The 11,129-nt window shown below is 65.6% G+C and carries 7 protein-coding genes and 1 pseudogene; 2 read left to right on the top strand and 6 right to left on the bottom strand.

Annotated elements, in window-relative coordinates; all coding sequences use genetic code 11:
- The 3 genes and pseudogenes from ACWDX9_RS52840 to ACWDX9_RS52830 all read right to left on the bottom strand — a co-directional run.
- A pseudogene (locus tag ACWDX9_RS52840) lies at positions 1-263 on the bottom strand (ABC transporter substrate-binding protein); the annotation flags it as partial.
- Positions 264-282: 19 nt separating this feature from the next.
- Positions 283-1,044 (bottom strand): amino acid ABC transporter ATP-binding protein, encoded by a 762-nt coding sequence (locus tag ACWDX9_RS52835; RefSeq protein ID WP_350734023.1) that lies wholly within the window; start codon positions 1,042-1,044, stop codon positions 283-285.
- Positions 1,041-1,904, bottom strand: coding sequence for an amino acid ABC transporter permease (locus ACWDX9_RS52830; protein ID WP_449969559.1), 864 nt, complete (start codon positions 1,902-1,904; stop codon positions 1,041-1,043). The genes ACWDX9_RS52835 and ACWDX9_RS52830 overlap by 4 nt, the downstream gene beginning before the upstream one ends.
- Positions 1,905-2,395: 491 nt before the next feature.
- Between ACWDX9_RS52830 and ACWDX9_RS52825 the strand changes: the two genes are divergently transcribed.
- Entirely contained in the window at positions 2,396-2,797 is a 402-nt protein-coding gene (locus ACWDX9_RS52825; protein WP_449969557.1) for an effector-associated constant component EACC1, read from the top strand.
- A complete protein-coding gene (locus ACWDX9_RS52820) occupies positions 2,790-7,283 on the top strand; it encodes a caspase, EACC1-associated type (RefSeq protein ID WP_449969555.1) in 4,494 nt (1,497 codons plus the stop codon). Before ACWDX9_RS52825 ends, ACWDX9_RS52820 begins: the two co-directional genes overlap by 8 nt.
- A gap of 11 nt (positions 7,284-7,294) precedes the next feature.
- Here ACWDX9_RS52820 and ACWDX9_RS52815 read toward each other — a convergent pair whose 3' ends face one another.
- The 3 genes from ACWDX9_RS52815 to ACWDX9_RS52805 all read right to left on the bottom strand — a co-directional run bounded on the left by ACWDX9_RS52815 (position 7,295) and on the right by ACWDX9_RS52805 (position 10,962).
- Positions 7,295-7,759, bottom strand: coding sequence for a hypothetical protein (locus tag ACWDX9_RS52815; RefSeq protein WP_449969553.1), 465 nt, complete (start codon positions 7,757-7,759; stop codon positions 7,295-7,297).
- A 143-nt stretch (positions 7,760-7,902) separates the two neighbouring features.
- Positions 7,903-9,744: a DUF1996 domain-containing protein gene (locus ACWDX9_RS52810; protein WP_449969551.1), complete on the bottom strand. Its 1,842-nt coding sequence runs from the start codon at positions 9,742-9,744 to the stop codon at positions 7,903-7,905.
- A 411-nt stretch (positions 9,745-10,155) separates the two neighbouring features.
- Positions 10,156-10,962 (bottom strand): alpha/beta hydrolase family protein, encoded by an 807-nt coding sequence (locus tag ACWDX9_RS52805; RefSeq protein ID WP_449969548.1) that lies wholly within the window; start codon positions 10,960-10,962, stop codon positions 10,156-10,158.
- Positions 10,963-11,129: the final 167 nt, after the last annotated feature.

The following is an 11,129-nucleotide window of genomic DNA, read 5'->3' as shown; positions in this document are numbered from 1 at the left end:
TCGTCGTCGGCGCGGAACACCAGAGGCGCCGCGCCCTGACCGCTGAAGCCCACCGCGAGCTTGCCGTCGGCGGCGATGTCCTTGGGCACCTGGGCGGCGATCGCGTCCACCTTGTCGGCCCGCACCCGGTTCTGGTCCGGGCTGAGGTTGATCTTCTTGCCCGCCGCCACAGGGGCGGCGGTGACGGCGGGCTCGGCGCCGCAGGCCGCGGTCAGCAGGAGGAGCGCGGGCACGGCGAGGGCCCGCGCGAGCGAAGCGCGCATGTCATGACGTCCTTGGGGATCAGAGAACCTTGCTGAGGAAGGTGCGGGTACGTTCGTGGGCGGGGGCGTCCAGGAGCTGTGCGGGCGGTCCGAGCTCGACGATGCGGCCGGCGTCCATGAAGGCCACGATGTCGGCCACCTCCCTGGCGAACCCGATCTCGTGAGTGACCACGATCATCGTGGTGCCGCCGCGGGCGAGGTCCTTGATGACGTCCAGCACCTCGCCCACCAGTTCGGGGTCCAGCGCCGAGGTCGGCTCGTCGAACAGCAGCAGCTTGGGCTCCAGCGCGAGCGCCCTGGCGATGGCGACCCGCTGCTGCTGCCCGCCCGACAGCGTGCGCGGGTAGGCGTCGGCCTTGTCCGCCAAGCCCACCCGGGCCAGCAGCCGCTCGGCCAGCGGCGCCACCTCGGCCCGCGGCCGGCCCTGGGCCGACAGCGGCGCCTCCATGAGGTTCTGCCTGACGGTGAGGTGCGGGAACAGGTTGAACGACTGGAAGACGAACCCGATCTGGGTGCGCTGGCGCAGCACCTCGCGTTCCGGCAGCTCGTACAGGCGGTCGCCGGCCTGCCGGTAGCCGAGCAGCTGGCCGTCGACGCGGACCGAGCCGCGGTCCACCTTCTCCAGGTGGTTGATCGTCCGCAGGAGCGTGGACTTCCCCGACCCCGAGGGACCCAGGATCACCAGCACCTGCCCCTGGCGGACGTCCAGGTCCACTCCGCGCAGCACGTGCAGGGCGCCGAAGCTCTTGTGCACGCCGCGCAACCTCACCATGGCGCTCATCCGCGCCCCCTGCCGTAATGCCGCTCCACGTAGTACTGCACGATCGACAGGGCGGTGGTCAGGATGAGGTACCAGATGGCCGCGACCAGCAGCAGCGCCATGACCCTGCCGTTGCGGTTGTAGATCACCTGCACCTGGTAGAACAGCTCCGGCAGCGCCATGATGTAGACGACCGAGGTGCCCTTGACCAGGCCGATGATCTCGTTGCCCGCGGTGGGCACGATGGTCCGCATGGCCTGCGGCAGGATGATCCTGAAGAGCCGCCGCGCCGGCGGCAGCCCCAGGGCGGCCGCCGCCTCCCGCTGCCCGTGGTCCACCGACAGCAGGCCGCCGCGGACGATCTCGGCGGCGTACGCGGCCTGGTGCAGCGCCAGCCCGAGCGCCGCCGCGGTCAGCGGCCCGATCAGGTCCATCGTGCCGAAGTCGAAGAACGCCGGCCCGAACGGCACGCCCACCGACAGCCTGGGGTAGAGCAGCGCGAGGTTGTACCAGAACAGCAGTTGCAGGATGAGCGGCACCGACCGGAACAGCCACACGTATGCCCAGGCCGCCGACGACAGCAGCCGGTTGGGCGAGAGCCGCATCAGCGCCAGCAGCGTGCCCAGCACGAACCCGAGCACGATGCCCAGCGCGGTCAGCTCCAGCGTGAGCAGCACCGAGCGCACCACCGACGGTGCGAACAGGTACTGCCCGACGATGGGCCACTCCCACGCGGGGTTGGTGATCAGGGCGCTGGCGACCATGGCGAGGACGACGAGTACGCCTGCCCCGGCCAGCCACCGCAGCGGGTGCCGGGCCGTGACCACCTCCAGGGGCCGCTCCGCGTCCTGGCGCGAGACCTCCTGCACCTCGGGCAACATCACGAGCCGCCTCCACTTCTGGTTGATGGATGGGATCTCGTGATCAGCGACACTGCGCGCTGGCGACGTGGCCGTGGTCCACGTGCGGGCGCCGGGTCAGGTTCGCGGCCTGGCTCATGCCCACGAAGCTACGAGCCGGATCACCTAAAGTCAACATTTCCTACTGGATATACATAGTTATCGCTGCCCCACGCTGCGGGCGAGGCCGTGCTGGAAGCCCCCGTCGTCGCGTCCACCCATCCCCCACCGGCGCACTGAGGTCGGCGAGCCGCGACGCCACCCACGGATACGGTCGCGACAGCCGACCGGCTCGTCGAGATGCCCTGCAGCGTTGGCCATCCGGACATCTTGACATTTCAGCCGTCTGGTGTTTCTGCATAATACAAATGGGCGTAAGTTACGCACCTCGGGCTCAAGTTATTTGATCTTATGATTTCCGTGTACTTTCGCTCTATCTTAGGTACGCGAACGTGACCCACCAGGAGGACGTCATGGACGTACGCGTATCGATCAAAGATGAAGAAGATTCACGCCACCTGGAGTCGTTGCGTGACTGGATCGGAGGCACGGCCGAGCTGAAAGGCCGTGTCAATGACGTGACGGCCCCGCCGCCTCCCGGCACTTTGGGGCCGTTTCTGGAAAGCATTGTCGTTGCTCTTAGTTCTGGCGCGGCGGGCACCGCATTCGCTTCGGCTCTGCTGTCCTGGGTGCGGCAACAAAGCGGTGCGGTCAAGGTCCGAGTAGACCTGCCCGACGGTCGTCAAATCCAGGTCGACGCGACTCAGGTCAAAGCACTTTCGCCCGCTGAATTGCGGGAGCAAGTGGAGTCGGTCCTCCGTGAACTCCGCGAAGCGGAGGAGAAACACGATCAGGGGCGGACGACGGATGAGTGACCTGTCGGGTGAGGGTGTGCGTGTTGTGCTGATCGGCACCGCCGACCACAGTGACTCTCAACTGCCGGCGGTGCCCGCCGTCGAACGGACCATCACCGCACTACGGGACCGCCTGGTGAACAGGTGTGGTGTGCCGGACGAGCATATTCGCCTGCTGCTGAATCCGCCCAATGCCTTGGCCATCGGATCCGCAGTGACCGAAGAGGCGAAAAAGGCGAAGACCATACTGCTGGTCTACTACATCGGCCACGGACTCTGGAGCTCGGAGGGACAGCTCTACCTGGCAGCGTCTTCCACCAGCACGCTCACACCCGGCCTCGCGGAACTCCAGGCCTACTCGACATCGATGTTGCGGCAGGCCATCGCCGGCTCGCCGACCGCCTCGACCGTGGTCGTCCTGGACTGCTGCTTCTCCGGACGCACGGACCTGGGGTCCTGGGCACCGGAATCAGTCTTTCAGCCGTCCCCGACCCATGGGTTGTACCTCCTCGGCTCCGCCGAACAACTCGCGCTGGCACCGGAAGACCAGGAATACACCACGTTCACCGGTGATCTGATCTCGCTGCTGGACAACGGCGATCCCCTCGCCGGTAATTTCCTGACCCTTGACGACGCCTACCATTTCATCCTCCGCAGAATGTGGGAGAGAAGCGGCCCGCTGCCTCACCGGCAGGAAGGAGGACGAAGCGGCCATATCATCCTGTCGTCAAATCGATCTGCTTCACAAGAGATCTCTTCAGGGCAGAAGGAGGCCCAGTTACCGGGGCGCAGCCCTTATCTGAGCCTCCAGCCGTTCGGCGAGGAGGACGCGAAGATATTCCACGGACGCGACGAGCTGACTTCCGCGATTCTCAAGAAGATCGCCGATCGGCTGAGCACTGCCGGGGTCATGCTGTTGGTCGGCGCATCAGGCAGTGGAAAGAGTTCGCTGCTGCAGGCCGGTCTGCTGGCGAGAATGCGTCGTGGAGATCTCCACGTATCCGGCACCAGCGGCTGGCCGTGCATCAGCATGACCCCGGGATCGTCTCCCGTTCAAGCACTGGCCGCGCGACTGGCCCCTGATGACCCGGCAGCCTTCAATCGGGTGTTCTCCGACCCCGACCACTCCTGCCGCCTGGCCACAGACCTGCTCGCCGACCGCCCGGGCGTGCGCCTGATCCTCTTGGTCGACCAACTGGAAGAGATATTCACTCTGTGCGAGGACGAAGGGCTGCGTAGCAGGTTCGTTCGCTGCCTGCACGCCATGACCCTTCCTGATCCCCGGACCGGTCGGCCTCCGGCAGTCGTCATCGGCGCACTCCGCGCGGATTTCTACAGCCAGGCGACCCGGCATCCGGAACTGTCCGCTGCCCTTCAGGACAGGCAATTCGTGATCGAGCCGATGAAGCCGCCAGAGCTACGTGCGGCCATCGAGCAACCTGCGACGATGCTGGGCCTGGAACTGGACGAAGGGCTGGCGGATCTGGTCCTGCACGAACTTGGCGCCTTTCGCCCACAAGGTCCTGAACCCGGATCTCTGCCGCTGCTCTCACACTCGCTCTGGGAGACGTGGAAACGTCGGGAGGGCAGACGGCTGACAGTGCGAGGCTACCGGGAGAGCGGAGGCATAGAGCGGGCGATCGAACGATCAGCTGATGACACCTACCAGGCGCTCACCCCTTCGGCGCAGCTGGCCACGCAGAGCATCATGCTCAGGCTCATCAAAATCAGTGGCGATGTCTCGAACATCGACACCGAGCCGATCGTCACAGCGCGACCGGTGAACCAGGGCGACCTGCTGCGAGGCCTGGATCCCGAGGCGGCGTTGCAGTCCGTGAAGGCGCTGGACGCGGCCCGATTGATCACTACCGATCGAGAGATCGTCCGTATCAGTCACGAGAGGCTGCTGCAGGCCTGGCCACTCCTTCAGGACCTGGTGAAGGAGAATCGAGAATGGCTGATCCTGCGCGACGAACTCGCCGAGGACGCGAAAGCGTGGATGGTCGACCGTGATCCCTCTCTGCTCTACCGGGGCGGACGGCTCGACGCGGTCAGGGAACGGGTGACCAAGGCGATCGACCACCACCAGCTCGAATCGAACTCGGAGCGGTTCTTCGAGGCGTCCGTCGCATACGAGCGGCAACGCGGCAGGGTCAGGCGCGGTGCGATAGCGGCGCTGGTCGTACTCACTCTCATCGCTTCGACGGGCGCGTTCGTGGCATGGTCGCAGAGCAGGGCGGCACAGCGCCAGGCACAGGTGGCGACCGCCCGAAGCATGGTCGCCGGCGCAGAGGCGGTCCGGGAGTCGGACCCGCGCCTGGCGCTGCAATTGGGCGTCGCCGCGTACCGGCTGGACCCCAATCGAGCCACGAACGCAAGCCTGTTGCAGACTTTGACGACCTCGCGCTACGAAGGCACCATTCTCGACTTCAAGGGTCGTGTGGAATCTGTGGCGATGTCACCCAAGGACGCCGTCATGGCCAGCGGCGACGACAATGCCACGCTCAAACTCTGGGACGTTTCCAATCCACACCGTCCGCAATTGATCGGCTCGCCCCTCACCACGTTCAAGGACGTGGTATCCGCACTGGCCTGGCGGCCCGATGGCAAGATGCTGGTCGTCGGAGACCGGGATTCCGTGTCGTTCTGGGACATGTCGACCCGGGACAAGCCAAGGAAGCTGGGCCAGATCCCGGGGCTCGGCAGCAATGTGACCGACATCGTCTGGGCGGCCGACGGGCAGAAACTCGTGGTCGGCAATCCTGCCAATGCCGCGGTCCTGCAGGTCCGGCCCGACGGGGATCTGAAAGTCGCCGCCAACTTCAGATCTCGAGCGGGGAGTCATGACAACCCGCCGCTGGCAATGTCGGCGGATGGCCGCCTGCTGGCGGTCGCGGACGGCGGCTCAGAGAAAATACAATTGTGGGACGTGGCCGACCCGCACGCCGCACGTCGACTCGGGAAACCCATTCCGGCCCCCTCCTCTCTTATCAGCGATCTGGCCTTCTCTCCCGATGGCGACCTCTTGGTGATGGCGACCGAGGACGTCGGCCTGACCATCTGGAATATGACGGATCCAGCGTCACCGCGAAAGGTCAGCGACACGACGTCGGCCACCAACCAGACCGACAAGATCACATCCATGGTCTTCACGCCGGACGGCACACGCCTGATTTGCAGCAGCCAGGACGGCACGGTTCAAATATTGCAGTTTCCGGTCGGCGTCAAGCTTTCCGAGCAAATATTCTTGTCCCCTGATCGAACCGACATTCCACTCACCGGCCACCGCGGGCCGGTCCTCGGAGTATCGCTGTCCAAGGACGGATCGCTGCTGGCCACCGCCGGACAGGACGGTTCGGTGATGCTGTGGGACCTGTCGGACGCCGGGACTCGCCCGCACCTTCTGGGTGTTCCCTTGCCCGGGCAGCAGAAATTGCCGGGAAGCGCTCTGGGACCGACCTCGGCGACGCTGTCCGCTGGAGGCGACATCCTGGCCGACGGCGCGGAGAACGGTCAGGCCATGCTGTGGGATGTCGGCGACCCGGGCAAGCCGGTGGCTCTGCCGACGATCAGGTTCTGGACGCCACCGGACAAGAACTCCGAAGGCGGTCCGTACGCTTCGGCCCTCTCGGCGGACGGACGCTTCCTCGCCACGCCGAGCGGCCCAGGCGACTTCGGTGTCAAGATTTGGAAAGCCTCCGGGCGGAGCGGCTTCGTACCGCTGCCCACCGCGGTTTCCGGACACACGGGCACTGTCGTGTCCCTCGCCTGGAGCGGTGACGGGGCCATGCTTGCCAGCGCGGACGTGCATGGCGCGGTGCGTCTCACCGACATGCGGAGGGTGGAGACTCCTGCCGAGTTGGTGACGATCCACCATGGAGGCGAACTCAGGGATGTCCTGCTAGCCTCGAGCAAACGGATTCTGGTCAGTGTTGGCGTGGATGACAGTGCCAAGATCTGGGATATCTCCAATCCTCGGTCGCCGCGGCAGGTCGGGACCGTTCCCACCGGCCTCATCGGCTCCTTCCGTTCATCGGTCGGCCTCTCGGCTGATGGGCGATTCTTTGTCGTAGGACACACCACCGCTTCGTTCAGCCTCTGGGATATCAGCAGGCCAGAGGCGCCAAGGAAGATCGTCACCGGCCTGACCGGGAAGGTCGGACCCGTTTCCGCGGTGGCCTTTTCGAAGAATGCCGACCTGTTGGCCACGGGAAGTGTGGACGGCAGCATCATCCTGTGGGACATCTCCGATATCGGGCGCGTTCACCGGATAGGGCCGGCCATGGACACCAACGAGCTGCTGGTTGTTTCCCTGGTCTTCCTGCCCGGCGACGGAACTCTTGTCGCGCACACGAACTCCTCGTTCTCGTTGTGGGATGTCTCCATGGTCGGACGGGTGCGCGACAATGTCGCGACGTTGGCGTGCGAGAGGTTGAACGGTGAGGGAATGACGCGCGCGCTCTGGTCTTCCTACGCTCCGGAACTGCCATATCCCAGCAGATGCTGAAGAAGGCGCTGTCACCTCGGGAACGGGGCGGCGCCGCCAGGGCCATGTTCTTCGACCTTGCCCCCGAGTTTCGTGCTCAGTTCCTGCATGAAGGACTTGGACTTGGCCGACAGCGCCCATCGATCGCCGACGAGGTAGAGGCCGCCGTACATCTCGGCGTAGTCAAGCCACTCACGCTGGCCCTCAACCGTGACGAAGTCAAGGAACACGTACGGAATCCCGTCGCTGGTGCATTCCCCTTGTCGGTAGTCCAGTGCCTTGAGGGTGATCTCGGCGGTGCAGCCGATGGCGGCCGCCAGTTGCTCCACGGTGTACGTGCGGGGTGCGTTCCCCCCGGAGGCGGCAGCGCTCCTGGCCGACTTCGGCCCATCGGCCTGTACACCGCATCCGGTGAGCGTGAGCGCCGAGGCGATGGCCAGCGACAGGACGATGCCCCCGTGATCTCGCCTCCTCATGGCGCCGGTCAGACGCGCCACAGCCGCCGGGGCGGCGCCTTGAGCGCGTCGCGGGCGGGAGAAGCCAGCCATGATGTTGCCCTTTCTCGCACCTGATGTGGTCTTGCTCCTGGCGATGAGGACGGCGTGGCCGGTCGCCCGGCCACGCCTTGCTCAATTCAGGGTCAGCGGCAGCGTCTGCCGCTGTTGATGCAGTCGACGACCCGCCCCATCTGCTGCTCATTCATCAGGTTGATGAAGTCGCTGTGGTCGGTGACCGGCTTGTGCAGTTCCTCGGGAAAGGTGTCGACGGCGAAATTGGGGCCCTGCGCCACGTTGTAGACGAGCCGGTGCTCCAGCGCGGGAATGGGCTGGAAGCCCTGCGGGCAGCTGCCGTCGGCCTGCGGGAAGGTGACATGGGTGCGGTGGTTGGCGCTGTCGACGTTCTGGCCGTCCCAGCAGCTCTGGAAATCGAAGACCCGCACGAGCCTGCTACCTCGCGGGCAGAGCGGGTACTTGTCCGTCAATTGGCGGTTCTCGAAGCCGGTGCAGGTCCACCCGGCGTTGGCTTCGGCTCCACCGACCCGGGCGTTACCGGTGATGATGCGCAGGAACTGCGGAGCCGCCACCACCTTGCCGGTCGGGTTGCCCTTGAAGGTGATCTGCACCGAGACCGGGGTGAGGATTTTGCCGACGTTCAGGTCAAGCCCGCCGCCTCGCCGGTTGGCGTCGAATTCCTCCTGCCCCAGAGCCCTCAGCACGGGCCAGTAGTGCGTGGACTTGTCGCCGTTGCGGCAGGTGGTACTGGCCGCCAGCAGGCTCTCATTGGTGGACTGGTTGTTGGTCGACTCGTTCCCCACGTAGTCGTGCGTGTGCTGCGCGCCGTTGGACACGCCGGGGGCCACGATGACGTTGTCAGAGTTGAAGATGCGCTTCTCGTTGCGTCCGCAGTCCACGCTGAACGTCCCGCTGGAGCCGTCCTGCTGCGTGCGGGGCGTTCTCACATTCGGTTGTACCGAACGGATGTCAACGAAGTCCTCCGGAACGGGCCCTCGGGCCTGGCCTCCGCCGTTTCCGTTGTTTCCGTTGTTCTCGCCGTCGCCGCCATCTTCGTTGTTTTCGCCGCCCCCGTTGTTCCCGTTGTTTCCGCCGTTCCCGTTGCCCGGATTGCCGTTCCGAAGCTCACAGGTCGCCAGGGTTCGGAGGCTGGCCGGCGCTTGGGCGCCGGCGCGCTGGAAGGCGATCTGGATCCGTTGAAGGGTCGCCGTCCGCTTGTCCCGCAACGGCCCGAGGATCGCATTCTGCACGAAATTCGGACCGCCCTGCCCCGCCGAGCCTGCCAACCGCCGATTGGCCTCAGCGATCTGGCTCTCCAACTGCTGCAGATTCCGCTCAACTTCCGCCTGAGCGCGAGCGGGGACCTGGCCCAGCCTGTCCGCCACATCAGGACAGGAGATTTGACCAGCGGCACCACCGTTGTTCTGGCCACCGTTGCCCTGGTCATCGTTGTTCTGGTCGCCGTTGTCCTGGCCACCATTGTCCTGGCCATCGTTGTCCTGGCCGCCGTCGCTCTGGTTACCGTTGTCCTGGCCGCCATCACTCTGATCGCCGTTGCCCTGATCGCCGTTGTTGTTCCCAGCCTCATCGTCCTGCACAGTGCAGCCGGCCAAGCCCTGGAGGCCGGTCGGTGCTTGGGCGCCGGCGCGCTGGAAGGCGATCTGGATCCGTTGAAGGGTCGCCGTCCGCTTGTCCCGCAACGGCCCGAGAATCGCATTCTGCACGAAATTCGGACCGCCCTGCCCCGCCGAGCCTGCCAACCGCCGATTGGCCTCAGCGATCTGGCTCTCCAACTGCTGCAGATTCCGCTCAACTTCCGCCTGAGCGCGAGCGGGGACCTGGCCCAGCCTGTCCACAACGGAAGGGCAGGAGATGGCCGGCGCGAAAGCCGTTCCGGATGCCCCGCTTGCCGCCGCGTTTGCAGTGCCAGCCGTGAGACCGCTGCTCGTGACAGCCAGGGCCGTGAGCATACCCGCCGTCCTTCGGCGGACGCGGGAACCATGTCGATGTCTCATAAATCCCTCTCTCCGTCTGTGGATGCGGCCCGGCCTTGAGAGTCATCAGGCGGCATCCACAAAGGGGGTCGCGGCCGTCGTCAGAACGAGATACGCGCGCCCGAGGCTTCAAGTTCGACATCACGTAGAAGTTGGTCAGACGTGCATGGCCGCGCTTGCGGCCAGCCCACATCGGGTGGGAGGGCGATCGGCTCGTGATCACGCCGCTCATGTGCGGGGTCGCCTACGCCGTCACCGTCCATGCCGATGATCAGGAGAAGCGCCGCGCATCCGGCCGCCGCTACCTGGGCGTGATGCTGCTGGGCGGGCCTGTCGGCCTTCGCGATTGGTCACCCCCAGCACGCGCATGCACTCCCCCGGAGCAGGTCATGCGGAGGGTTCCAGCTGCTCGCCGAGGAACTGGAGCGTCGAGTCGTGCAGCCGGGTGCGGTGGGGAACGGTGCTCCATCCGTGGTCGGCTCCGGGGACGACTTCCAGTTCGGCGTTGCCGCCGTAGTGGTCGAGATAGCGACGGGCGTAGGCGACAGGGGCGATGTCGTCCTTGTCTCCATGAATGATGCGCACCGGCCCGGCATAACCGCAGGAACGGCCATAGACGTCGAGCCCGGCGATGTCCTCGACGAGGGCGGGGCTCATGCGGTGGCTGTCGGCGTCGAAATAGCCCTTCTCCCCGATCTCGGCGGCGATGTCGCGGCCCTTGAGGTAGCCCGAGCCCACTTCGAAGGGGGCGACGGCGGCCGGCGACCACAGGCACGCAGCCCGGATGCCGGGCTCCTCGGCGGCGACGATGCCCGCGACGACACCGCCCATGCTCATCCCGACCAGACCGATGCGCTCGGGATCGGCGAAGTCGAAGGCACGGACGGCCTGCACGACCGAACGGGTTTCGGCAATTTCGTTGGTGATGGTGACGTCGAAGAAATCTCCGTCGCTCTCCCCGTGCCCCGACAGGTCGAACCGGACCGACGCGATACCGATGCTCTCCAGCAGCCGCGCCATGAGGACGAAGGAACGGTTCTCCATACGGTTGTTGGAGAACCCGTGGACGAACACCACCGTGGGCCTGCGGGCGGTGGCCTGGTCCTCGGGAATGTGCACGCTGGAGCGCAGGGTCAGCCCTCGGTGCCGGAACTCGTGGTGGTGGATCATCAGGCGGCCTTTCCGGATGCGCACTGCCCCCAGGTCATGTCACCCCTTGATGGCGCCGGCGGTCATGCCGGCGACGATCTTGCGGTTGAAGAAGACGAAGAGCAGCAACGGTGGGATCGTGATCAGGACGATGTCCATGAACAGCAGGTTCCACTGGGTGTTGTACTGGCTCTGGAAGTTGTAGAGGGTCA

It is taken from the genome of Nonomuraea sp. NPDC003201, assembly GCF_053590415.1.
The sequence above is the reverse complement of the archived record's forward strand: the minus strand, read 5'-3'. Positions and strand labels throughout refer to the sequence as shown.